The organism is Methylophilus sp. DMC18 (assembly GCF_056314005.1).
In genome coordinates, this window is record NZ_JBQUZE010000006.1 from 32,396 (window position 1) to 55,521 (window position 23,126).

Here is a 23,126-nt window from a genome sequence, read left to right on the forward strand (position 1 = left end):
TCCGAAAACAGTTTAAACATATTCGTCTATCATTGAGCGTTTCTGCTTGGCAGGCGCCTGGTTGTTCTGGTTGAGAGTCGACGAGCCTTCTGTCTGTTTCTGCTTTTCTGCCGTTTCCTGTTTTTGCCGGATAAGTTGGTCCAGTTGTGCTTGTGTCGCCTCGATTTGCAATTGGATGAGCTTGGCTTTGGCCTGCCCTTCTTTCGATTGCGTATTAATTGCTTCCTTCAGGTCTTTTTGCAGGGAGGTCAGCTTTTTCTGCAGTGCTTCTATGGCCGACTGGCTGCTGCCGCTCGTGCTGGCTGTACTGGTCATTTGAGTGCTCACAGCGGACATCGAAATAGAAATGGACATGGCATGCTCATAAAAGTATTGGCTACAATTGAATTACGACACAAGTTAGCCAAACTTGAGAAAAGCGCTGAATGTTTGACCAGGCATGTCTTGGTTTTGAAACCATATTCGCTGAAAAATCTGGCTGGTATTTTGTTTTGTCAGTATTTTGCGTATAGCCTCCGATATTTAGACTGTGCTGGTGGGTAATGGGGTTATTGATGCGGCAGGATGATCTCAGTTGATTGACGACTGACCTAGTAGAAAAAGTCAGTGTGACCAAGCCGACGATGACGGGTTTTATGGAAATTATTCAAAGCAAAACACAAAAATGTTGACAATGAAAGTATTTAAGAATAGTTTGAATACAGTTTGTTAATTCTACACAAATCGCCAATGTTGCCGGTTTAGTGTATGGCTAGGAAAGCCCTGTTCAGTCAGTTTGTTGACTGAACAGGGCTTTTTTTTGCTCAAAATTTACATCGCTGTACTTATCAAGCTTAAGGGAACAGATGAATGCTCGTACTAAATAAAATCATTGCTAACTCGACTGATCAGGGAGTCGCTGAGCAGTTACACGATTTAAATCACCATGGCGTTGTTGAACACTTGGTACTGAATAAGGACGATGTTCTGAGGCACCGACTGCGGATGAAGACGGATAAAGGCACGGAGTGTGCGATTCAGCTTTCCAGAAATGAGATGCTGTCCAATGGGGCAGTCCTCCTACTTGAAGACAAAAAAGCCATCGTCGTTCAAATGGCTAAAGTTGAATATCTTTGCTTGCGGCCCACTAGCTTAGCTGCCGCGCTGGAGGTTGGGTATTTCTGCGGGAATATGCACTGGAAAGTGGATTTTGAGGGCGATATTTTGAGAATCATGTTGAATGGTCCGAAGGAACGATATATCGAGCGCATTTTCCATTTTATTTCGGATGTGAAAGTTGAGTTGATGCATGAGTAGTGATTCCCTATTCATCACTCTGCAGCATGCAGACAGCTTCTTTCCTTCAGGAGCAACCTCCTTTTCCTGGGGATTGGAGACGCTCTGCAATGAAAAAAAAATTCAATCTTCGTTTGATTTAAATACGTATATCGAGGGTCAGTTAAGAGGACGTTGGGTCACTTGTGAATTGCCAGGCCTCATCGCTGCATACCAGGCGAAAGGGGATTTAGCAGCGGTTGCGCGCGTGGATAAAGAGCTACATGTTTTATCGCTTACTAAAGAGTTTAGAACAGGTGCTGAACGCGCTGGTTCTGGCTTGTTAACCACGCATGCAAAATTAGGCACGCCGCATGCGGAAGAATACAAGAAACTCGTCAAAAGCCTAAAAGCGCCTGGGCAACTCTCGGCAGTTCAGGGGCTGCTGTGGTTTGGGGTCGGTTTAACCAAGCATCAGGCAGCCGTGTTGTCTGGATATAGTTTTTGTTCAGCCTTCGTCAGTGCAGCCATCAGGCTGGGTCTGATTGGCTATGTTGATAGCCAGATCATCATCAAGAACATGCATGAGATTTCTGCTCATTTGCTCTCGCAACCCTTGGTGCCGCTTGAAGAACTTCATTCGTATATACCCGAAACAGACATTGCTGTGATGCGGCATGAAACAGCAGATTCAAGATTGTTTTTTAATTGATGGCATACATTGAGGGAGAAATGCATGTTACTAACACCCGTAGAAATGGAGCGCTTTGCAATATTCAATGCAGCCCAGTTGGCGCGTAGAAGAATGGAGCGTGGCCTTAAGTTGAACCACCCTGAGGCGATTGCCATTATTGCTGACGAAATTATGGAAGGGGCAAGAGACGGACGTTCCGTGGCCGAGCTCATTAGTTATGGCTCACAGATTCTGACGACTGACGATGTCATGCCAGGCGTGGAAGCCATGGTCACGATGATTCAGGTGGAGCCTGTTTTCCCTGATGGGACAAAACTCGTTACCGTGCACGATCCAATCCGGCCAGGAAAACTCAAGCGAGCGCCAGAGGATGAAATTGTTCCTGGTGAAATCATTGCAGCCGATGGAGACATTGAAATTAACGCCGGTAGAAAACAGGTTTCATTGAAAGCTGTGAATACTGGAGATAGGCCTATCCAAATTGGCAGCCATTATCACTTTTTCGAGGCTAATCGAGCCCTGGATTTTGAGCGTAGATTATCTTTTGGAATGCATCTCGACATCCCAGCTGGTACCGCAGTGCGTTTTGAGCCCGGTGAAAGCAAAGTGGTGACCCTTGTCGCTTTTGGCGGTAAAGCAGAAGTATATGGTTTAAACAACTTGACCAATGGTTCTACAAAAAATGAAGAACTACTAGAGGTCGCTTTAGAGCGTGCACGTCAATCAAACTTTAAAGGTGCGTAAGAGATGGCAAAGATCACGCGTAAAGAATATGCAGCAATGTACGGCCCAACTGTTGGCGATGCTGTTCGACTTGGAGATACCTCACTGCTCGCTGAAATCGAAAAAGATTTTGGATTCCCAGGGGATGAGTGTTTGCATGGCGGCGGCAAAACGCTCCGTGATGGACTTGGAATGGCGCCGGGGTTTGATAGCGCATCCGGATCATTAGATATGTTGATCTCAAATGTGGTGATTATTGATCCAGTACTCGGCATCGTTAAAGGGGACATTGGGATTAAAGCCGGGAAAATAGTCAAGATTGGCAAGGCCGGTAACCCCGCCATTATGGATGGCGTAGATAATGACTTGGTGATTGGCGCAGCGACCACGGTGCGGGATGGTGAAGGGCTCATTGCCACGCCTGGAGGCATTGATGTTCACGTTCATTTTGACAGCGCACAACTTTGCGAGCACGCCCTTAGTTCTGGCCTGACAACCCTCATAGGTGGGTCACTAGGGCCGATTACAGTCGGTATTGACAGTGCCGGGGAGTGGAATGTTGGCAAAATGCATCAATCCAGTGAGCATTGGCCAATCAACTTTGGATTCTTGGGTAGAAGCTCCTCCAACCCTCAATCAATATACGATCAACTTTCAGGCGGTTGTTTTGGTCTGAAAATTCATGAAGACTGGGGCGCGATGCCCGCTGTCATCGACACTTGCCTCTCTGTTGCGGATGAACTTGACTTCCAAGTTTGCCTTCACTCAGACACTTTAAATGAAAGTGGTTTTCTTGAAGACTCATTGGCCGCGGTCAAGGGTAGAACAATACACATGTACCATACGGAAGGCGCTGGTGGTGGGCATGCACCTGACATCATCAAAGTCGTCGGGGAGCTGAACTGCTTACCTTCTTCTACTAACCCCACCAATCCTTACACCATCAATACCTTCGATGAGCACCTGGATATGATTATGGTTTGCCATCATCTGAACCCATCCATTCCAGAAGATGTGGCCTTTGCTGAGAGTCGCATTCGAGCTCAAACAATTGCGGCTGAGGATGTTTTACATGATATGGGCGCCATCTCTATGCTGGGTTCTGACAGTCAAGGCATGGGGCGTATCAACGAAGTGGTTTGTAGAACCTGGCAGTTGGCAAGCAAGATGAAAGACCAGCGCGGCCGTTTAGCCGAGGAAACCTCCCGAATTGGGGATAACGAGCGGATCAAAAGGTACATCGCTAAATATACGATTAACGCAGCACGCGCGTTTGGGATCGATGAACATGTTGGCTCATTAGAAAGTGGAAAAATTGCGGATATCGTTTTATGGCGCCCTGCATTTTTTGGCATCAAACCTGAGTTAGTCGTGAAAGGCGGTTTCATTGTCTGGTCTCCCATGGGGGATAGTGCTGCATCACTAATGACCTGTGAACCAGTCATTATGCGTCCACAATGGGGCGCTTTTGGTGGCGCGCCAAGTCAGTTGAGCTTTAACTTTGTGAATCCTTTGGCAATAGAGGCTGGTCTGTCCGACAAGTTAGGGCTCAAAAAAGGCCTGCTTCCATCGTATGGCACCAGAAAAATCAATAAGTCCGATATGCTTCACAACAAGACCCTGCCTAATATCAGTGTCAATTCTCAAACCTTTCAGGTCTCCATTGATGGCGTTCCGATCACTTGTGAGCCTTCAACGAAACTCCCATTGGCGCAAAGGTATATGTTCAGATGAATACAGACACTGTCAAACCACATCAGGGGGCCGCCAGGGTCGGCATTGGCGGTCCCGTTGGGTCGGGTAAAACGGCCTTACTTGAGCAACTTATTCCAAGATTTATTGCAAGAGGCACCCAACTCGCTGTCATCACCAATGATTTAGTAACTAAAGAGGACGCAATCAGGATTCAACGGAGCGGACTGATTTCACCTGACCGGGTGATGGCAGTCGAAACTGGCGCCTGTCCTCATACTGCTATCCGTGAAGATCCAACGATGAACATCCAGGCGGCTGATTTTCTGGATGAGAAATATGGAAATCTGGATCTCATCCTGATTGAAAGTGGCGGTGATAATTTGGCCTCTTCCTTTTCACTTGATCTCGTTGATTATTGGTTATTCGTCATTGATGTCGCAGGAGGTGATGATATTCCACGCAAACGCGGGCTAGGTGTCATGCAGTGCGATTTGTTGATCATCAATAAAACGGATTTAGCACCCTATGTGGGGGTGAATATCGAACGGATGTTGATGGAAGGGGAAGAGGTTCGAGGTGGCAAGCCAATACTGCTCACCAATTGCGCCAAAGGTCATGGCATTGATGAGGTGGTCGAGAAAATTGCCAGGGAGGTTCTTTTTGAGGGCTAACCATTTACAGGTTGTAGCGCCCATCGTCGAGACAATAGGGGCTGGGGATGCCCTGCCTTTGTCTTTAATGAAGCTTGGTTCAACAGGCGGTAATCAAGTCAGATTGGTATTTGTATCTCCTGGGCCTGGTAAGCGCACTTATATCGATGAGCAATTTGTCACTTATCCCTTTCATGTATGCCGAGCATATTACAAACCAAATGATCCGCCCAGTATGGCTACTTTATGCTTGCAATCGACTAGCGGCGGTATTTTTGAGAGTGATAGAACCAGTGTTTCGATCGTCCTTGCAGAGAATAGCCAGGCACGCGTTACCACTGCGGCCGCGACGGTTGTGCACAGGATGGAGAAAGACATCGCGCAACAGAAAGTCTTTATTGAAGCAGGGCCGGGCTCATTTTGTGAGTATGCGCCTGGGCCTCTGATTATGTTTCCAATGGCCAATTTAATATCGAGTCTAGAGTTGAAAGTTGCTCCATCAGCCACTGTGATATTTTGTGACTCTTTTATCGCGCACAACCCCAATCACAATGGCGAGACGTTTACGAGTTTACGGACAGACGTCTGTGTCCGTAATCTACAAGGGGAAGTGCTGGTAAGGGATCGCGCCTTTGTGACTGGGGAGACCTACGAAAGCAAGACCCTGGGCATTACCGGCAAATATAAGGCGCAGGCAACACTCATGGTGATCGCCCAGCAGGTGCCTGCAGACGCTCTGGTGACCCATCTGCGGGCAGGATTGGTTGCGATGGAGGCGTTATATGTGGGCGTGTCTACCTTGCCATCCAACGCCGGGGTATGGATACGGATGCTGGGGGAGGATGGTGCATCCCTCAAGCAAGGGCTGGATTTAGCATGGATATTGGTTCGAGAGTTCATGGTTGACGCTTTGCAATTAGCCGCGCTTGATTAAGGCAGATGCGTAGGAATGATCAATTTAAATGGAAATGAGGAAAATATGAGAAGTGATACTAAATATCTAGTGACGATGTTTTTGATGATGTGGGCCGGAAGCACCTACGCGCACCCTGGGCATTTCGACGATATGATGGGTTTTTTTGCAGGCTTCAGTCACCCTTTTAGCGGGGTTGACCATTTACTTTCTATGTTTGCAATAGGACTGCTCGCTGGTCAAAGAGGTGGCAAAGCAATCATGTTGGCGCCGGTGGTATGCCTTTCGGCAATGGCGTTAGCATGTACTGCAGCCATTTCTGGGCTGGTTATTTCTTTCAGTGAAATGGGTATCCTTTTAACCTTGGTCGTCAGTGGCGTGCTATTAGCATGCAGGGTCAAATTGTCTCTGCCATTGTTATTACCTTTAGTAGGGATGTTCTCTGTTTTTCATGGCTATGCGCATGGTCTTGAAATGCCGTTTAATGCAAAAGGTTTTGAATACGGGGTGGGTTTAGTGGCAGGTTCTTCATTACTTCTGTTGGCGGGTATGCTCACTTCACTCAAAGGGCGTGAGAAGATAGTGGCCTATCTTGGCGCTGCCACTGCAGTGGTTGGGTTGTCGCTTCTGGTTGTATAAATACAATAAAATGCTTGAAGGCCGATTGCCTTGGTACGTTGTAGGGGTTTAAATTAATGCAAGATCATTCAATCAAAGTGGGCGTTCTGTACTCCCAAACTGGCGTCGTCTCTGCCATTGGAAACTCGCAACTACAAGGTACTCTGCTTGCGATAGATGAGGTCAATGCCGCTGGCGGTATCAATGGCAGAATGATCGTTCCGATTTCATATGACACCCAGTCAAATCCTGATCTCGATGCTGCTTTTGCTGAAAAGTTAATCTTGGAAGATAAGGTAAAGGTGATTTTCGGAGGGTACACCTCCATCAGTCGTAGAGCTATTTTACCCGTGGTAGAAAAATGGAACAGGCTACTTTTTTATCCAACCATGTATGAGGGGTTTGAGTTCTCTAATAACGTCATTTATACCGGCGCAACGCCCAACCAGAATATCGTGCAATTAGTCGAGTATATGACATCCAATTATGGTACAAGGGTTTATCTGGTTGGCTCTGACTATATCTTCCCATATGAGTCGAATCGCATCATGAAAGAATTACTGACCCAGTATGAAGATGGTGAAGTCCTTGGTGAGGTGTATTTGAAGTTGAATGCCAGTGAAGACGAGTTTCTTCCCATTGTTGAAGATATCAAAGAAAAAAAACCTGACTTTATTTTTTCGACTGTGGTTGGAGAGACAACAGCATATTTGTATAAGCACTATGCTCAGGCCGGGCTTAATCCTCAGCAAATGCCGATAGCAAGTTTGTCCACCTCAGAGGCTGAAATTGCACAAATGGGTGCTGAGGCTGCGTCAGGCCACTTTACATCCTCACCCTATTTTCAATCTGTAGACTCTCAAGTCAATCGGGAGTGTCTTGCTAACTTTAGAAAAAAATTCGGGCATGGCGCAATCCCAAATATGAATTGGGAAGCAGCGTATTTCCAGGTTCATCTGTTCGCCAACGCGATGGCTCAATCCAACGATGATGATATTGAAGCACTCTTACCCTACCTGTTGGATTCAGAGTTTAATGCCCCGCAAGGCCTGATCAGTATTGATCCACTCAGTCATCATACAAATTTAAATCCTAGAATTGGACGAGCAAACGCTGATGGCCAATTTACGATTGTGCGTGAATCATCAAATCAAGTGTATGCGGATCCCTATTTAGTGACACATACATTTGAAGATGTCCGTCTGGTTTCAGGACGATTGGGGATGTAATTTGACCAATGGCCAGCCCACTCAGGCTTTGAGACTAACTTCAGAGTTATTAAGAGATCTGCGATCTTTGAATGTGGTGGTATTTCACCCTCAGGATAAAGATGGGGAAATGCTACTTCAACAATTAGAGCGGATTGGCTGTAGGACGTCGCAATTCTGGCCACCGCGACCAGAGTTATCTGAATTAACAGATTTAATTTTTCTATCCATCAATCCTGAGTTTAATGTGGCAGAGTATGCTTGGTTTAACTCAGAGAATTGCCCACCCATTATTGCGGTTGTGGCTTATGAAAACCCAACCATCGTAAACCTGGCATTAAAGATAGGCGTAAAAGGCGTTGTTGCTTGTCCTATTCGCGAATTTGGCTTGCTTACGTCCATGGTCATTACCAGACAATGCTTCAAAGATATTGCAGAGGGGCGTAAGCGTATTCAGCGACTTGAAAGGAAAGTTGCAGGCGTGGCAACAGTGTATGAGGCGAAGCGAATTCTAATGGCTTCGAAAAAAATCTCAGAAGAAGAGGCTTATGCAATACTTCGTGACCAAGCCAAGAGTAAGCGAGTTGAGATAGAAGTGATTGCGGAAACAATCATTTATGCTCAATCAATTATGAATATTTGATATTGATTGATTGAGCCTGCGTTGGGTCAATTAAATTTTTTGCGATGTTGCTGAGCCTACATCAAACAACAAGGGCTCTTAACAGCAGTACTTGCATTTTGTTTGATGCCATACTATACTGATCCGTACTATGTTGCTATTAAAAGAATTACCCACCTCCAAAAGCCTGGAAAAGTTTGTGACCCGCTATCCTGGCACAGACATTACAGCGATTTCTGACTTTGTCAGTATTTTGCGCGCCGCGTCGGATATTTCGACGGCGCTGGATGCGTTACTGGCCAGGCATGGCTTGCTGCAAGGCCGCTGGTGGGTGCTGGTGTTGCTCATGCGGCAGGATGACCTGACTTCTTCACCTTCAGACCTGGCCGACAAAGCCGGCGTGACCAAGGCCACCATGACTGGCTTCATTGACGGGCTGGAGCGTGAGGGCCTGGTGTCGCGCTTTATGGATACCAGTGACAGGCGCAAATTCCTCATCCGTTTGTCGGTGGCCGGGCAACAAAAACTCGATGAAGTCATGCCGGACTATGTGCAATGCGTCACCCAGTTTATGAACGTCCTGGCCAAGGCACAAAGAGACACCCTGATTGCGGATTTGGCGACATTGGCCAGCCGCGTCGATTTGATTAAATAAACGGCGGCATCATTTTTTTTATTATTTAGTTTGATGCCGTACTATTAATAGCCATACTTTATGTCTCTGCCTTTCACCTCAACACTGACTGTTTTGTCGCCGCGTCAGCCCTGGCAGGTTGCGCGCAGTGCGGTCTGGCTCTTGGCGCTGTTACTCAATGGATGTCTCAGCAGTAAAGGCATTGCGCCCGTGTCGCAGCCACTGCTACAGGATCAGTTAGCGCTGGGTAAAACCATTTCGGAGGCGCCTGTCATGACGTGGCCCACCGAGCACTGGTGGCAGGTCTATGGGGATGCACAGCTCAACCGTCTGATTGAGAAAAGTCTGCATGACCATCCTGACCTCAAAAAAGCGACGGCACGAATAGCCGTAACCACCGCCATGGCCGAGCAGGCCCATGCCGCCACCTTGCCCAACCTTGGCGGTAAAGTCAGCTCTTCACGCGAGCGGTTTACCGAGTTGAGCTTTATCCCCAAGCCGTGGGCAGGTCGCTTTAACTGGAACAACCAGGCGACCGTAGACATGTCCTACAACCTGGACCTGTGGAAACAGCAGAAATCGGCGTGGCTGGCGGCACTGGATGAAACGCGGGTGGCGGACGCCGAAATGCAGCAGGTCAAGATCGAGCTCACGGCAGCGATGGTCAAAAGTGAGATACAGCTCGCGGCCGAATATCAATGGCGCGACCTGGCACAAGACGAGCTGGACGATTTGCGTCACGAGATTGCCATTGCCCAAAAAGCCCTGGCGGCCGGACTCAATACCCAACTCGCCCTGAGTCGTCTGGAGGCGAGGCTACCAGCGGCGCAGAACAAACTGGTATTGATAGACTTGCACCTGACCTTGCTCAAAAACCAGATGGCGGCACTGAGCGGCGAGGGGCCTGGCGCTGGCGAAAGCATTACCCGGCCGGCCTTGCATTTGTCCGCCAGCGTTGGCCTGCCCGACCGCTTGCCCGCCAACCTGGTTGGCCGTCGCCCGGATATGGTGGCGGCCAGATGGCGGGTGGAGGCGGCACAGAAGCACATACAAAGTGCCAAAGCAGCGTTTTACCCGAATATCAATTTGCTGGGCTATGTCGGCTTTCAGGGACTGGCGTTTGCGAGTCTGTTTTCCAGTGCCGGTCTGGTGGGTAATCTGGGCCCAGCCATGACATTGCCGCTGTTTGATGGCGGCCGCCGCCGCGCCAATCTGTCCGCCGAAACGGCCTTATATGACATGGCAGTGGAGGACTACAACGCCACGCTGCTGAAGGCACTTGAGCGCATCTCCAGCCAGTTATCGGTCATGCAAACGGTAGAGGCTGAAATGACGAATACCCGGCAAGCCCTGGACAAGAGCGAGCAGGCCCATCGGCTGGCGCTGAAAAACTACCGCGCTGGACTCAGTAACCGGGTCGAGAGCCTGCAAACCAATCTGCTGGTCTTGCAGCAAAAAAACGTGCTGGTCGAACAGGAGGCCGCGCGCCTGGAGGCGTATGCGGCACTGATGCTGGCCTTGGGTGGCGGCGTGATGGAGGAGGCGCATGCAACGCAGGCACGCCCTTAGGCAAGGTTGGCACGCGCTGGCGGCTGGCATTGCAATACTTGGCCACGGGGGGCGGTGGCTGGCCATCTGTGCGCAACAGGCCGGACTAGACTGGTACCGGCAGGATTTCCCGCTCATCGGATATTTGTTCAAGTATTTGCTCGCCTCTTGGCTGGCCTTATGGCTGGCTTTGAAAATGGAAATGGACCAGCCGGCGACGGCGCTGTTGACGGTGGTGATCGTCATGCATTTTCGCTCGGGCATGGTAATCACCAAGAGTTACTACCGGTTGATCGGCACGGGCATTGGTATCCTGTTTTCATTGCTACTGGTAGCCAGTTTTGCGCAGGACCGGTTCCCGTTTTTTATCGCGGCTGCGCTTTGGATAGGCTTGTGCACGGCGGGATCGCTGGTTTACCGCAACTTTCAATCTTATGGCTTTGTGCTGGCCGGTTACACACTGTGTATTGTCGGCTTGCCAGCCACGTTGACGCCCTGGCACACCTTTCAAATTGCCTCAACGCGCATGTCAGAAATCGGGGTGGGCTTGCTTAGTGCCAGCCTGGTGAGCGAGCTGGTGCTGCCGCAGCGCCTGTGGGAAACCATTCAGGCCGTGGTGCGTGGCAAGTTCCGTGATTTCAGTCTGTTGCTTGGGCAGCGCGATGCTGTTGGCCTGAATCAGCCCGTGCTCAAGTTTATGCAAGACCTGTATCAACTGGAGTCTTTCCGGGCTTCGGCGCAATTTGAAACCGATGATGCGCGCGTGCATAGCACCACGATTAACCAGCTTAATCTGCAGTTTATGGCGGTTTCAACCACCTACATCGTCTTTGAGCGCCTGCAACAGCGGCTGCAGCGCAGTGGATGCAAGCATGAAGCCGAGGCTTTGCAGGAGTTGATGCAACCCCTGGCGACGGCGGTGTTGAGTAAAGGACAACCCGCCACAAGTGCGCCCGAGCTGACGCAATTGCAACAGGCGGTTGCCGCGTATCAGCAAGCGTTTACTACCGCGTTTCAGCGGAGGAGGCAGGCCTTGTCGGCCCTGCCTGAGGCGCAGTTGCTGACATTCGAGAGTGGGGCAGCGTTGTTGCAACGTTTGGCCGCCGAATTGGCGGCTTATCTGGACACCTATGTGTTGCTGGTGGCCAATCCGCGCAAGCGGCAAGTGGCCAGCCGCGAGTTTGCAGCCGCGCAGTTGCAAATGCATATTGACTGGTTGCCGGTGGCAATTGCCGCGACACGTGGCGCACTCACCTTGCTGGTGCTGGCCGTGCTCTGGATGACCATAGACTGGCCTTCTGGCATCCTGGCCATGACCCTGGGCGTGATTACCAGCACCTTGTTTGCGGGCAGCCCGACGCCGATGGCTACCTTGCGCCAGTTTACGCTTGGCGTGGTACTGGGCATTGTGCTGGTTTACCTGAGCAATGTGTTCTGGCTGACGGCGGCACACGACTACGTCATGTTGTGCATCGTGATTGCCCCGGCCATTTTGCTGACGGCCTGGCTTAGTGCCCGGCCTGCCACCGCACTTGTCGGGGCTGGGCTGGGCATTGCCTACTTTTTAATGGTTGGTTTTAACCAGGCGCTGGGTGACCTGCCAGTCAAATATTTCAATGATTCGATTGCGCTCATGATTGCGCTGGCGGTGGCCGCCATCCTGTTCAGCCTGACTGACTATGCCGCCAGCCCCTGGGCCAGGCGCCGCTTGCTGGCTCAATTGCGCGGGCTGGTGGTGGAGGCTTGCCTGAATACCACCATGACCGCGGCGGCGTTTGAAATGCGGGCACGCGACCTGATCCAGCGCTCGGGCGACCTGCATAGACCACAAGCGGCAGACAGCGTCCACGTCGCAGAGGCATTGTGTGCGGCGCTGGAGATGGGCCATGCCGTACTGGCCTTGCGCACGGCGGCGGTGGCGTTGCCTGCGCAGCCGCAGCGATTAGTGCAACATACGCTGTTGCTGGTCGCACACGACTACAAACAGCCCAGCCGCAAACATCAGCAACAGGTCTTGCAATGGCTGGATCACTTTTTGGTCTGGTTGCAAGGCGGTGAATATGCGCAGAGCTTGTCGCCGACGCAAGTGCAAAAGCTGGTAACGCAGTTACATTTTGTCCGGCTGGTGATCGACACCGAAATGCCTGCGCTCAGCCCTAGGTCCTTATGAAGGAGACGACACATGTGGCATGCATGGATTCCGCGTGAACTGACATTTCTGGATGCACATGTGCCGACGCTGTTCGTCGCCTTTTTGCTCGCCGCCGTGGTGGTCTGGCAGCTAGATCAATGGCTGGCGGCATGGGTGATTTACGAGCGGCTCTGGTACCCGGCGCTGTTTCGGGTGGCGCTGTTTTTTGGCTTGTTTTCGCTGTTTGGCTTGATGGTGTATTGAAAGGGAGACACATGCAAACGCAACGTATCTGGATGAAGGTCACCACAGGTGTACTGCGCGCAGGGATCACGCTAGGCATTGCCGTGGCAGCTGGCTGGTTGGCTTACACGTTGTGGGTGCGCTATACCGACTACCCATGGACACGGGATGGCCGCGTGCGCGCCGATGTGGTGAATATTGCCCCGGATGTGGCCGGGCTGGTGACGGCGGTGCCGGTGCACGATAACCAGTATGTGCATCAAGGCGATGTGCTATTCCGCATAGACCCCCTGCATTATGCGCATGCCCTGGCCGAAGCCAAGGCCGTGGCCCAGCAGCGCAAATCGCTATGGGAGATGAAGCAGCAACAAGCGCAACGCCGGGCCCATCTGGATGATGAAGTCATTTCTCGCGAGAACCGTGAAGATACCGATTTGGGGGCGTTGGCGGCCAAGGCGGACTATGAGGCCGCGCTCGCCCAGGTCGAGAAAATCAAGCTCGACCTGGAACGTACCGTGGTGCGCTCCCCCGTGGACGGCTGGGTCTCCAACCTGCTGGTACGGCCCGGCGATTTTGCCCAGGTCGGGGCGGCCAAGCTGGCAGTCATCGATCAGCACTCGTTCTGGGTCTATGGATATTTTGAGGAACACAAAGTGAGCATGATCAAGCCGGGTGACGCAGCCGACGTGCAGTTGCTGGGTAGCCACACCACGCTCAAGGGGCACGTGGAAAGCATTGCTCACGGCATTACCGACCGCGACAACCCAACCGACGTGCGCCTGCTGGCTAATGTCAACCCGACCTTTAACTGGGTGCGGCTGGCACAACGCATCCCGGTGCGTATCCGGCTGGACCAGATTCCGGCAGGCCTGACGCTGGTCGCAGGCATGACGTGTTCGGTGGTCATCAACCCCTAGTGCATTGCGCAACATGCAACAGAAGGGCGCGGCTCTGTTAAGATGAGAACTCATTGATGACAATCTAAGCGCATGCTTAAAGAAAAACCGCCTCAGGGACTGTGGTCCCTGCTCATTTCCATCCTCGCTTATCTGGCGCTGGCGCAAGCCGATAAAGTCATCACGCTCGGGCAGCCTGAGTCGCTCATCATTGCGGTCCTGTTTGTCTTGCTGATTATAAACCTGGCTTTTCAGTTATCGTTTCAGGTGGAATATGTCGCCGAACGGCTCAAAGAGCCTTATGGCACCATGATCCTTACCATCAGCGCTGTCATCATCGAAGTGGTGATTATTGTCATGATGCTCAGCCATACCTCCTCGACCACCTTGGCCAGAGATGCGATTTACTCCGCGGTGATGCTGGATATCAACGGCATTCTCGGCTTGTGTGCCATTGTCGGCGGCATCAAGTACGGCGAGGTCGAGTACAACGTCAACTCGGGCAATACCTATATCGTCATGATCATGACCGCGCTGGGCATCTCGATGGCCTTGCCCGCTTTTTTGCCGCCTGAGCACTGGCGCGTGTATTCCATGTTCACCATCGTGACCATGAGTGTGTTTTATGCGCTGTTTCTCAAGATGCAAACCGGGCGGCACCGCAATTACTTCAGCTACCGTGATCAGCACCAGGCCATGCTGGAACAGGGCCAGCCTGTGCCGGTGATCAGTACCAATGTCAAATTTTCCATTCTTTACATCCTGGCCGGCATCGTTACCATCGGCTTTCTGTCTGAAGAAATGAGCCTGCATATGGATGCGGGCCTGACTGGCAGCGGCGTACCGCCGATTGTGGCGGCGATTGTGGTTGCGATTATTGCGGCCAGCCCGGAAGTGCTCACCGCCTTAAAGGCCGCCGTTAATGACCGCATGCAAACTGTAGTCAATATTGCGCTCGGGGCCACCTTGTCTACCGTGATTTTGACGGTGCCGGTGATTGAAGCGATTGCGCTGATTGAAGACAGGCAGCTCATTGTCGGCTTGTCGCCCACGCAGATGGTGATGACGTTTTTGACTTTGATTGTGGCCACCATTAATCTGCATGATGGTGAAACCAATGCGATTGAAGGCATGACGCATTTTGTCTTGTTTATGGCGTTTGCCATGCTGGCATCCCTAGGCATGTGATGATTGACTTGTGATGATGGGCATGTGATGGTCTGTGTGTGATTTCCCGTTAAAAAAGAACTGTTATGAATGTCGTGCTTGAGCTGATTCAGCAATATGGCTTGCTGATTGTGTTTGCCAGTGTATTTCTGGAGCAGATGGGCTTGCCTTTACCGGCCTATCCCACCTTGCTGCTGGCCGGGGTCTTGATCGGCAATGGCCAGTACTCCTGGGCGGCCATGTTGCTGGTGGCGCTGGTGGCAGCCTTGCTGGCAGACTCCATCTGGTACCGCGCCGGGCGCAAATATGGCAAGCGCGTCATGGGCAAGTTATGCAAAATCTCCTTGTCGCCAGACACCTGTGTGCGACAAACCGAAGCGCTTTATCTGAAATTCGGCCCGCCCGCGTTGCTGGTCTGCAAATTTATCCCGGGCTTTGCCTCTATTTCGAGTGCGCTGGCCGGATCATCCGGCACGCCTTATTGGCTGTTTGCGCTCATGGATGGCCTGGGCGCGCTGCTATGGTCGGGCTCCGCATTGTGGTTGGGCAATCTGTTCAGTTCTGCCATTGACGAGCTGATGCTGACGCTGGTCGAAATGGGTAAATGGGGCACCGGGCTGGTTTTACTGCTGTTGACCGCGTTTATTGCGGTCAAATGGTGGGACCGGCAACGCTTTCTCAAAAGCCTGCGCATGGCGCGGATCAGTGTCCAAGAGTTGCATACACTGATCGCCAGTGATGCGGCGCCGGTGATTCTGGATACGCGTGCCCCGCACTTGATTGAAGACGGCTGGATTCCGGGGGCACAGTTTGTCACGCTGGAAGACGTGGACCAATTGACGCTGGATATTGATGAAGATGCGCCCGTTATTTTGTACTGCTCCTGCCCGAATGAGGTCACCGCGGCCAAAGTGGCAAAAAAACTGATTCGTCGTGGCTATCGCAACATCCGCCCGTTAAGCGGCGGCATTGATGCCTGGCGGGATGCCGGCTTTGCCATCACCGCAGCAAAGGACGCGCATGTTTAATGTGGTTGGCATTGCCCTCAAACGGCCTTACACCTTTGTGGTGATGGCGCTGCTGATTCTGATTTTTGGTACTTTGTCTGCCCTGCGCAGCCCGGTGGATATTTTTCCGGATATCCGTATCCCGGTGGTAGCGGTGGCCTGGCAATACAATGGCTTGCCGCCAGATGACATGGCGGGCCGCATCAGTACGCTATATCAGCGCAGCCTGACCACCACCGTCAACGATATCGAGCATATCGAGGCCAATTCATACAATGGGTTTGCCATCGTCAAAATCTTTTTCCATATGGGCGTCAATATCGCCACCGCCAATGCGCAGGTGGCGGCGATTTCGCAAACAGTGACGCGGCAGATGCCCGCCGGCACCACGCCGCCGTTGATTCTTAACTATAACGCCTCCACGGTGCCCATCTTGCAGATTGCCTTGTCTGGTAAAGGGCTGACCGAGCAGAACCTGGCTGACCTGGGCCTGAATGCCGTGCGTATCCGGTTGGTCACGGTGCCCGGTGCGGGCGTGCCATTTCCCTATGGCGGCAAAAGCCGGCAGATCCAGATTGACCTGAATCCGGCCGCGTTGCAGGCCCGTGGCTTGTCGGCACAGGATATTGCCAATGCGCTGGCTGCGCACAATATGATCGTACCGGTGGGGACGCAAAAAATTGGCAGCATTGAATACACGCTGAACCTGAATAATGCCGTCACTCAAATTGAAGAGCTGTCCAATATCCCGGTCAAGGTGGTTAATGGCGCCACCGTCTATATGCGAGATATCGGTCAGGTACGTGATGGCAACCCGCCACAAACCAATATCGTGCATGTGGATGGCAACCGTTCGGTGCTGATGACCATCCTCAAAAACGGCGCCATCTCGACGCTGGATATTGTCGATGGTATCAAGGCCAAACTGGAAGAAATCAAGCCGGCCCTGCCTGAGACGCTGGTGGCAACCCCGATCAACGATCAGTCGCTGTTTGTGCGCGCGGCGATTGAAGGCGTGGTTTTTGAAGGCGTGCTGGCGGCGGTGCTCACCAGCCTCATGATCCTGCTGTTTTTGGGCAGCTGGCGCTCGTCACTGATCATTGCCACCTCCATTCCCTTGTCTATTCTGGGGGCGGTGATGGGGCTGTCGGCGATAGGCGAGACGCTCAATATCATGACCCTGGGTGGCCTCGCCTTGGCAGTAGGTTTGCTGGTCGATGAGGCCACCGTGACTATTGAAAATATTAACTGGCACCTGGAGCAAGGCAAGCCGGTCGAGCAGTCCATTCTCGATGGTGCCGCACAGATTGTGACGCCTGCGTTTGTGTCGCTGCTGTGTATTTGTATCGTGTTTGTGCCCATGTTTTTTCTTGAGGGCGTGTCGCGCTTTTTATTCGTGCCCATGGCCGAAGCCGTCATGTTTGCCATGGTCAGCTCGTTTATTTTGTCACGGACCCTGGTCCCGACCATGGCCAATTACTTGCTCAAACCACATGTCGCAGGTGAACACCGCCCAGCCAGCCGCAATCCGCTGGTCAGGTTCCAGCAACACTTTGAAACCCGCTTCGAGCAGCTCCGGCAGGGCTATCATGGCTTGCTGAGCCTGGCGATTGCCCACCGCCGACTGTTTATGATCGGCTTTATGTTGCTGGTCATGCTGTCATTTTTATTGCTGCCCATGCTGGGACGTAACTTTTTTCCGGCGGTGGATAGTGGCCAAATCCTCATGCATGCCCGCGTACCGGTCGGCACCCGTATTGAAGACACCGCCAACCGTTTTGCCCGCATCCAGGCAGCCATCAAACAGGTGATCCCGCCGGAGGAAATCCTCACCATCGTCGACAACATCGGCATGCCGATCAGCAGTATCAACATGGCCTATAACAATACCGGCCTCACTGGTGCACATGATGGTGATATCCAGATTGCGCTCAAACCCGAGCATGCGCCGACGGCAGATTACATCCGTACCCTGCGCGAAGTGCTGCCCAGGCAGTTTCCGGATACGACCTTTTCATTCCCGCCAGCGGATATTGTCAGTCAGATCCTCAATTTTGGCTCACCGGCCCCGATTGACATCCAGATTCGCGGCGGCAAGCTGGCCGAAGATTTTGTCTATGCCAACCAGTTGCTGGCGCGCATCCGCGCAGTGCCGGGTGTGGTCGATGCGCGTATCCAGCAGTCGCGTCGGCGTCCCGGTTTTGAAATTACCGTCGATAAAACCCGTGCGCAGGAGTTGGGCATCAGTACGCGCGACGTGACCAATAGCCTGGTGGTGAACCTGGCGGGCAGTTCGCAAGTCTCCCCGACTTATTGGTTGAACCCAGCTAATGGCGTGACTTACCCGATTGTGCTGCAAACCCCGCAATACCAGCTCGATAGCCTCAACACGCTGGCCAACCTGCCGATAGGCGGTGCAGATGCGCCGCTGCAGACATTGGGTGGGTTGGCAACATTTAAACGCAGTGTCGGCAATGCCGTCATCAGCCAATATGATATCCAGCCCATGGTGCAGATTCATGCCAGCACGCAGGACCGCGACTTGGGGGCGGTGGCCGCCGATATCCGCAAGATTCTGGAGGACACGCAAGCGCAAGTACCTAAAGCCGCCAGCGTGGTGATGCTGGGCCAGGTGCAGACCATGCAAAGCGCATTTACCGGCCTGTTCTTTGGACTGCTGGGCGCCATTGTGCTGATTTACCTGCTGATTGTGGTCAACCTGCAATCCTGGAGTGACCCGTTTGTGATTATTTCAGCTTTACCAGCGGCGCTGGCCGGTATCGTCTGGATGCTGTTTGTGACCTTCACGCCTTTGTCGGTGCCCGCCCTGACCGGCGCCATCATGTGTATGGGGGTGGCGACGGCCAATAGTGTGCTGGTGATCAGCTTTGCCCGCGAACGGCTGGCTGTGTTGCAAGATGCGACTGCTGCGGCGCTGGAGGCGGGCTTCGTCCGCTTTAGGCCAGTACTCATGACCGCGCTGGCCATGGTCATCGGCATGACCCCCATGGCTTTGGGCCTGGGCGAGGGCGGCGAGCAGAATGCGCCGTTGGGCCGGGCTGTGATCGGTGGCCTGCTGTTTGCCACCGTCGCCACCCTGCTGTTTGTACCCGTTGTCTTTAGTGCGATTCATCAAAAACGACAGGCTTCCCCTGAGGCAAGTGTTTCAGGGCCAGTCAGTGATTCAGGAGACCCTATCCATGAGTAATCCACCCACGGCCAGCCGGGGCCTCAAGCTGGCGGGCCTGATCTTGGCCCTGATCGCCAGTGGCATTGTGATTGCGGGCATCAGCAGCCGTCACAGCCATGACGCCAGCGTCAAGGCCTGGACCGACCAGCAGTCGATTCCGACGGTCAGTATCCACACGCCTGCACAGTCTGACCAAGGGGGCAGCCTGATCTTGCCAGGGCGATTTGAGGCTTATGCGCGTGCACCGATCTATGCGCGCGTCAGTGGCTATCTCAAATCCTGGAAAGCCGATATCGGCACGCGGGTGAAAAGTGGGCAATTGCTGGCCGAGATCGAGACGCCGGATCTGGATCAGGAATTGTTGCAAGCCAAAGCCGATCTCGCCAGTGCGCAAGCCAATGTGGCACTGGCAGAAACCACGGCCAAGCGCTGGCAGGAGATGCTAAAAACGCAGTCGATTGCCCGTCAGGCGGTGGATGAAAAAGTGGGAGACTTGCAAAGCAAGCAGGCGATCGTGAAGGCGGCCGAAGCCAATGTCAACCGGTTGCTCGCCCTCAAAAGTTTTGCCCGCATCGTGGCGCCGTTTGACGGCTCAGTGACAGCGCGCAATACCGACACTGGCGCGCTGATTAATGCGGGCAGTAGCAGTGCGACGGTATTGCCGCTATTTGAAGTGTCCAACACACGCAAGTTGCGCCTCTATATCAATGTGCCACAAAATTATGTCGGTCAGATCCGGACCGGTGACAAAGCCAGGTTTACCGTACCGGAAGCCGCGGGTGAAGCGTTCGAGGCCACGATACAATCAACTTCAGGTGCCATCAATGCGTCCTCTGGTACAACGCTGGTACAGTTACTGGTGGATAATGCGGCGGGCCGTTTTTTGCCCGGGGGCTTTGCCAATGTCAATCTGCTATTCAATGATGCCGTCGCGCGCCTGAGCATTCCTGCCAGTGCACTGATTTTTGACCAGAATGGCCTCAAGGTGGCTACCGTTGGTAAAGATCGCAAGGTGACTTTAAAAACGATTACCATTGCGCGTGACCTGGGTAAGCAACTGGAAGTGCAGTCCGGCCTGACAAGCACGGATATGGTGGTAGAGAATCCGCCAGATGGTCTCAACGATGGGGATCAGGTCAATATTGCCATGAGGGCCGCAGCGGAAAAATGATGACCGCGTAAACCTGAAAATCCAGTTTATTCGTGCCTGGAAAGGCTAGCGAGTAAACACTAACCAGCCGCTTAATGCCGCAGCAGAGACCGCCAGGAACAAGTTGACCGCCGGTGGCAGCCAGTAAACGTGGCCACGTGGTCTTTCCTGTGTGCTGAGTGATTGGTAAAACAGCAGAAATTGGATGGCAGACAAGATTGCCGTACAGGCCCCCAGCAGAATAAATCCAACCCCGAGATAGAGCGATAACATGCTTTGGGAGGGCGACACTGGCTGACCCTGTGCCATGAGCTGCATAAACAAGCCAAAACGCTCAATCACAAAGCCCAGCCCCATCAGGGCAATGGCTGAACGTTGCCAGGCCAGCAATGTCCGTTCTGCCGCAAAATAAACCCGTGGGTCATCGAGGTAAGACATGTGCTGGATTCTCCTGTTTCATGATGTCATCATTCAACGTGGCTTAGGTCTGTCGCTGGGCCATGATCACGCCTGGCACTTGCTTGAGCCTTGCCAGCAAGTGCTCTAGCTGGTCGAGGTCAACCAGTTCCACCGTAAAGTGCATGAGCGCCACATGGTTGCGGCTGAGCGTGTTCGCTTTTGTGGTATTGATTTTTTCACGCGCAAACAGCTCGCTGATGTCACGCAACAATCCCTGACGGTCATTCGCTTCCAGCACAATATCCACTTCGTATACGCCAGATTGTTTATTGCCCCATTGCGCATTGAGCAGACGGTTGTGGCGTGTCTGGTCGAGCCGCGTAATAAACGAGCACGCCTGGCGGTGGATGGTCACACTGTGGTTGCGCGTCAGATACGCGACTATCGGTTCTGGCGACACCGGCTTGCAGCATTTGGCCATGGTGGTTTGTACATTGCCTATGCCTTCAATCATAATGCCCGCATGGTTCACCTGAGAGGCGCTGGGGCGCTTGATGATGGCTGGCGCATTGCCTTGCGCCACCGGTGTCAATTCCCCCTGAATGGTGATGGCAATCTGGTGTTCGCTGATGTCGCCGCGGCCAATCGCTGCCAGGCAATCTTCCAGTTTCTGGAACTGCAGCTGTTGTGCGACTTTTTCAAGCGGCAGGCTACTGGCACCGGCACGGTGTAACTCTTTGTCCAATTTAGCCCGGCCCTGGGCGACGTTTTCTTCAAAATGCTGGTATTTAAACCAGTGGCGAACCTTAGCGCGCGCACTGGCACTTTGCAAAAAGCCGAGCGCAGGGTTCAGCCAGTCTCGGCTGGGGGCGCCATGTTTGGCGGTCAGGATTTCCACCCGCTGGCCGTTTTCCAGCTTGGTATGCAAGGGGACGATCTGGCCGTCGATTTTCGCGCCGCGGGTGCGATGACCCAGGTCTGTGTGTAAAGCGTAAGCAAAGTCTATGGGGGTGGCGCCTTTGGGCAAGTCCATGACTTTGCCTTGTGGTGTCAACACGTATACTTTGTCCTGGAATAACGCATTGTTGAATTGCTCCAGCAAATCACCGTGATCAGCGACCTCATCCTTCCAGGACAAGATCTGGCGCAACCAGGCAATTTTTTCGTCGAATTTCGCGTCGGATTTTCCACCTTCCTTATAGCGCCAATGTGCGGCAACGCCCAGCTCGGAATGCTGGTGCATTTCAAACGTGCGGATCTGCACCTCCACTGCAAGGCCACGAGGGCCGCTGACAGCCGTGTGCAGGGACCGGTAGTTGTTGCTTTTGGGGCGGGCAATATAGTCATCAAACTCACCGGGAATCGGTTGCCACAAGTGATGCACCAGGCCAAGTGCGGTATAGCAGTCCTTCACATCTTGCACCATGATGCGTACCGCACGCACATCATACAGCTGGTTAAATTGCAGATGCTTGCTACGCATTTTTTTCACGATGCTGTAGATGTGTTTTGGCCGCCCGCTCACTTCCCCCTGGATGCCCGCTTGGGTCAGTTCATGCTGCAGCTGCCGCACGACCTCTGCAATATACTGTTCACGATCCACACGCCGTTCGTCCAGCATTTTCGCGACTTCTTTATACAGCTGCGGTTCGAGGTAGCGTAAGGATAAGTCTTCGAGTTCCCATTTGAGTTGCCACACGCCCAGGCGGTTGGCCAGCGAGGCAAAGATACTCTGGTTCTCGCGGGCAATCTGCACTTGTTGCTCAGGGCTGGCGCCAGACAAATGCCGTAATAACTGGGTACGCTCTGCCAGCTTGATCAACACGACCCGGATATCTTGCACCATGGCCAATAGCATTTTGCGCAGCGCTTCCAATTGTTGCGCGCGGTCATTCTGTTTGTGGTCCGCTTTGGCGTCCGCATGGTGCAAGCCATCCATTTCACTCAAGGCATGGATCTGTGACATGCGCGAAATACCCTCTATCAGACTGACAACGCACGGATTGAAGCGGGTAGATAAGTGGACGGACCAGTCATCAAGAAAGTCTGGCGCGGCATACAGAATGCAGGCAGTCAGGCTGTCTGCATCCATGTGGATATCCGAGAGGGTAGAGGCCGTTTCTAAGGCATGTTGCAATAGGGGACAACGGTTGATGGCATGGTGTTGCGCATACAGAGACGCTGCCAGCTCAGCCGCCTGCCGTATTTGTGTCAATTCATCAGCCGTAAACCGTTGCGCTAAGGAATCCATCCACAAACTGAGTGCCTGTGGATCAAGTACAGTGGGCGTGTGAGTAGAGCGGTGACCAGAAACCATGCCCTATTATCGCCGCTATCCCCAGGCAGCGTAAAGATAAAACACGTCCTGACGCATGGATCAGGAC

At 52.7% G+C, this 23,126-nt stretch carries 21 protein-coding genes; 18 read left to right on the forward strand and 3 right to left on the reverse strand.

The features are described from left to right. Positions 1-12: 12 nt before the first annotated feature. The gene (locus ACT53G_RS13365; RefSeq protein WP_476156643.1) at positions 13-354 is read right to left on the reverse strand and encodes a FlxA-like family protein; all 342 of its coding nucleotides are present in this window, start codon (positions 352-354) and stop codon (positions 13-15) included. A 495-nt stretch (positions 355-849) separates the two neighbouring features. Between ACT53G_RS13365 and ureE the strand changes: the two genes are divergently transcribed. From ureE to ACT53G_RS13455, 18 genes are all read left to right on the forward strand, one after another. Continuing rightward, the gene (gene ureE, locus ACT53G_RS13370; RefSeq protein ID WP_476156645.1) at positions 850-1,296 is read left to right on the forward strand and encodes an urease accessory protein UreE; all 447 of its coding nucleotides are present in this window, start codon (positions 850-852) and stop codon (positions 1,294-1,296) included. Next, entirely contained in the window at positions 1,289-1,966 is a 678-nt protein-coding gene (locus tag ACT53G_RS13375) for an urease accessory protein UreF (protein ID WP_476156647.1), read from the forward strand. The genes ureE and ACT53G_RS13375 overlap by 8 nt, the downstream gene beginning before the upstream one ends. Positions 1,967-1,990: 24 nt before the next feature. Next, positions 1,991-2,692 (forward strand): urease subunit gamma, encoded by a 702-nt coding sequence (locus tag ACT53G_RS13380; RefSeq protein ID WP_476156649.1) that lies wholly within the window; start codon positions 1,991-1,993, stop codon positions 2,690-2,692. A gap of 3 nt (positions 2,693-2,695) precedes the next feature. Beyond that, positions 2,696-4,405, forward strand: coding sequence for an urease subunit alpha (ureC, locus tag ACT53G_RS13385; RefSeq protein ID WP_476156651.1), 1,710 nt, complete (start codon positions 2,696-2,698; stop codon positions 4,403-4,405). Continuing rightward, positions 4,402-5,037, forward strand: a complete 636-nt coding sequence (ureG, locus tag ACT53G_RS13390) for an urease accessory protein UreG (RefSeq protein ID WP_476156653.1) — start codon at positions 4,402-4,404, stop codon at positions 5,035-5,037. Before ureC ends, ureG begins: the two co-directional genes overlap by 4 nt. 214 nt (positions 5,038-5,251) lie before the next feature. Beyond that, positions 5,252-5,950 carry an urease accessory protein UreD gene (locus tag ACT53G_RS13395; protein ID WP_476169647.1) on the forward strand — a complete coding sequence of 233 codons (699 nt, stop codon included), beginning with the start codon at positions 5,252-5,254 and terminating at the stop codon, positions 5,948-5,950. Between the two features lie 15 nt (positions 5,951-5,965). Further along, a complete protein-coding gene (locus ACT53G_RS13400) occupies positions 5,966-6,568 on the forward strand; it encodes a HupE/UreJ family protein (protein ID WP_476169648.1) in 603 nt (200 codons plus the stop codon). Positions 6,569-6,624: 56 nt separating this feature from the next. Beyond that, a complete protein-coding gene (locus tag ACT53G_RS13405; protein WP_476169649.1) occupies positions 6,625-7,776 on the forward strand; it encodes a transporter substrate-binding domain-containing protein in 1,152 nt (383 codons plus the stop codon). Further along, a complete protein-coding gene (locus ACT53G_RS13410) occupies positions 7,742-8,398 on the forward strand; it encodes an ANTAR domain-containing response regulator (protein ID WP_476169650.1) in 657 nt (218 codons plus the stop codon). The genes ACT53G_RS13405 and ACT53G_RS13410 overlap by 35 nt, the downstream gene beginning before the upstream one ends. A gap of 130 nt (positions 8,399-8,528) precedes the next feature. Beyond that, positions 8,529-9,032, forward strand: coding sequence for a MarR family winged helix-turn-helix transcriptional regulator (locus ACT53G_RS13415; protein WP_313987048.1), 504 nt, complete (start codon positions 8,529-8,531; stop codon positions 9,030-9,032). Between the two features lie 60 nt (positions 9,033-9,092). After that, positions 9,093-10,580, forward strand: coding sequence for an efflux transporter outer membrane subunit (locus ACT53G_RS13420; protein WP_476169651.1), 1,488 nt, complete (start codon positions 9,093-9,095; stop codon positions 10,578-10,580). Beyond that, a complete protein-coding gene (locus ACT53G_RS13425; protein ID WP_476169652.1) occupies positions 10,558-12,729 on the forward strand; it encodes an FUSC family protein in 2,172 nt (723 codons plus the stop codon). The genes ACT53G_RS13420 and ACT53G_RS13425 overlap by 23 nt, the downstream gene beginning before the upstream one ends. Positions 12,730-12,741: 12 nt before the next feature. Then, positions 12,742-12,954, forward strand: a complete 213-nt coding sequence (locus ACT53G_RS13430) for a DUF1656 domain-containing protein (RefSeq protein ID WP_194749352.1) — start codon at positions 12,742-12,744, stop codon at positions 12,952-12,954. Positions 12,955-12,965: 11 nt separating this feature from the next. Then, positions 12,966-13,850, forward strand: a complete 885-nt coding sequence (locus ACT53G_RS13435) for an efflux RND transporter periplasmic adaptor subunit (RefSeq protein WP_476169653.1) — start codon at positions 12,966-12,968, stop codon at positions 13,848-13,850. A gap of 72 nt (positions 13,851-13,922) precedes the next feature. Continuing rightward, entirely contained in the window at positions 13,923-15,017 is a 1,095-nt protein-coding gene (locus tag ACT53G_RS13440; protein ID WP_194749354.1) for a calcium:cation antiporter, read from the forward strand. 65 nt (positions 15,018-15,082) lie between these two features. Continuing rightward, positions 15,083-16,024 (forward strand): VTT domain-containing protein, encoded by a 942-nt coding sequence (locus ACT53G_RS13445; RefSeq protein WP_379073608.1) that lies wholly within the window; start codon positions 15,083-15,085, stop codon positions 16,022-16,024. Next, positions 16,017-19,211, forward strand: a complete 3,195-nt coding sequence (locus ACT53G_RS13450; protein WP_476156667.1) for an efflux RND transporter permease subunit — start codon at positions 16,017-16,019, stop codon at positions 19,209-19,211. The genes ACT53G_RS13445 and ACT53G_RS13450 overlap by 8 nt, the downstream gene beginning before the upstream one ends. Next, positions 19,204-20,364, forward strand: a complete 1,161-nt coding sequence (locus ACT53G_RS13455) for an efflux RND transporter periplasmic adaptor subunit (protein ID WP_194749357.1) — start codon at positions 19,204-19,206, stop codon at positions 20,362-20,364. Before ACT53G_RS13450 ends, ACT53G_RS13455 begins: the two co-directional genes overlap by 8 nt. Positions 20,365-20,409: 45 nt before the next feature. Here ACT53G_RS13455 and ACT53G_RS13460 read toward each other — a convergent pair whose 3' ends face one another. Further along, on the reverse strand, positions 20,410-20,781 hold the full coding sequence (locus tag ACT53G_RS13460) for a YidH family protein (protein ID WP_476169654.1): 372 nt from the start codon (positions 20,779-20,781) through the stop codon (positions 20,410-20,412). 43 nt (positions 20,782-20,824) lie between these two features. Further along, complete coding sequence (locus ACT53G_RS13465) at positions 20,825-23,059, reverse strand: RelA/SpoT family protein (protein WP_476169655.1); 2,235 nt, start codon at positions 23,057-23,059, stop codon at positions 20,825-20,827. Between the last annotated feature and the right edge of the window lie 67 nt (positions 23,060-23,126).

Excerpts from the sequence above, each read along its gene's own strand:
- ACT53G_RS13365 (WP_476156643.1), bottom strand. The coding sequence starts at position 354 with ATGTCCATTTCTATTTCGATGTCCGCTGTGAGCACTCAAATGACCAGT.
- ureE (WP_476156645.1), top strand. The coding sequence starts at position 850 with ATGCTCGTACTAAATAAAATCATTGCTAACTCGACTGATCAGGGAGTC.
- ACT53G_RS13375 (WP_476156647.1), top strand. The coding sequence starts at position 1,289 with ATGAGTAGTGATTCCCTATTCATCACTCTGCAGCATGCAGACAGCTTC.
- ACT53G_RS13380 (WP_476156649.1), top strand. The coding sequence starts at position 1,991 with ATGTTACTAACACCCGTAGAAATGGAGCGCTTTGCAATATTCAATGCA.
- ureC (WP_476156651.1), top strand. The coding sequence starts at position 2,696 with ATGGCAAAGATCACGCGTAAAGAATATGCAGCAATGTACGGCCCAACT.
- ureG (WP_476156653.1), top strand. The coding sequence starts at position 4,402 with ATGAATACAGACACTGTCAAACCACATCAGGGGGCCGCCAGGGTCGGC.
- ACT53G_RS13395 (WP_476169647.1), top strand. The coding sequence starts at position 5,252 with ATGGCTACTTTATGCTTGCAATCGACTAGCGGCGGTATTTTTGAGAGT.
- ACT53G_RS13400 (WP_476169648.1), top strand. The coding sequence starts at position 5,966 with ATGATCAATTTAAATGGAAATGAGGAAAATATGAGAAGTGATACTAAA.
- ACT53G_RS13405 (WP_476169649.1), top strand. The coding sequence starts at position 6,625 with ATGCAAGATCATTCAATCAAAGTGGGCGTTCTGTACTCCCAAACTGGC.
- ACT53G_RS13410 (WP_476169650.1), top strand. The coding sequence starts at position 7,742 with ATGTCCGTCTGGTTTCAGGACGATTGGGGATGTAATTTGACCAATGGC.
- ACT53G_RS13415 (WP_313987048.1), top strand. The coding sequence starts at position 8,529 with ATGTTGCTATTAAAAGAATTACCCACCTCCAAAAGCCTGGAAAAGTTT.
- ACT53G_RS13420 (WP_476169651.1), top strand. The coding sequence starts at position 9,093 with ATGTCTCTGCCTTTCACCTCAACACTGACTGTTTTGTCGCCGCGTCAG.
- ACT53G_RS13425 (WP_476169652.1), top strand. The coding sequence starts at position 10,558 with ATGCAACGCAGGCACGCCCTTAGGCAAGGTTGGCACGCGCTGGCGGCT.
- ACT53G_RS13430 (WP_194749352.1), top strand. The coding sequence starts at position 12,742 with ATGTGGCATGCATGGATTCCGCGTGAACTGACATTTCTGGATGCACAT.
- ACT53G_RS13435 (WP_476169653.1), top strand. The coding sequence starts at position 12,966 with ATGCAAACGCAACGTATCTGGATGAAGGTCACCACAGGTGTACTGCGC.
- ACT53G_RS13440 (WP_194749354.1), top strand. The coding sequence starts at position 13,923 with ATGCTTAAAGAAAAACCGCCTCAGGGACTGTGGTCCCTGCTCATTTCC.
- ACT53G_RS13445 (WP_379073608.1), top strand. The coding sequence starts at position 15,083 with ATGAATGTCGTGCTTGAGCTGATTCAGCAATATGGCTTGCTGATTGTG.
- ACT53G_RS13450 (WP_476156667.1), top strand. The coding sequence starts at position 16,017 with ATGTTTAATGTGGTTGGCATTGCCCTCAAACGGCCTTACACCTTTGTG.
- ACT53G_RS13455 (WP_194749357.1), top strand. The coding sequence starts at position 19,204 with ATGAGTAATCCACCCACGGCCAGCCGGGGCCTCAAGCTGGCGGGCCTG.
- ACT53G_RS13460 (WP_476169654.1), bottom strand. The coding sequence starts at position 20,781 with ATGTCTTACCTCGATGACCCACGGGTTTATTTTGCGGCAGAACGGACA.
- ACT53G_RS13465 (WP_476169655.1), bottom strand. The coding sequence starts at position 23,059 with ATGGTTTCTGGTCACCGCTCTACTCACACGCCCACTGTACTTGATCCA.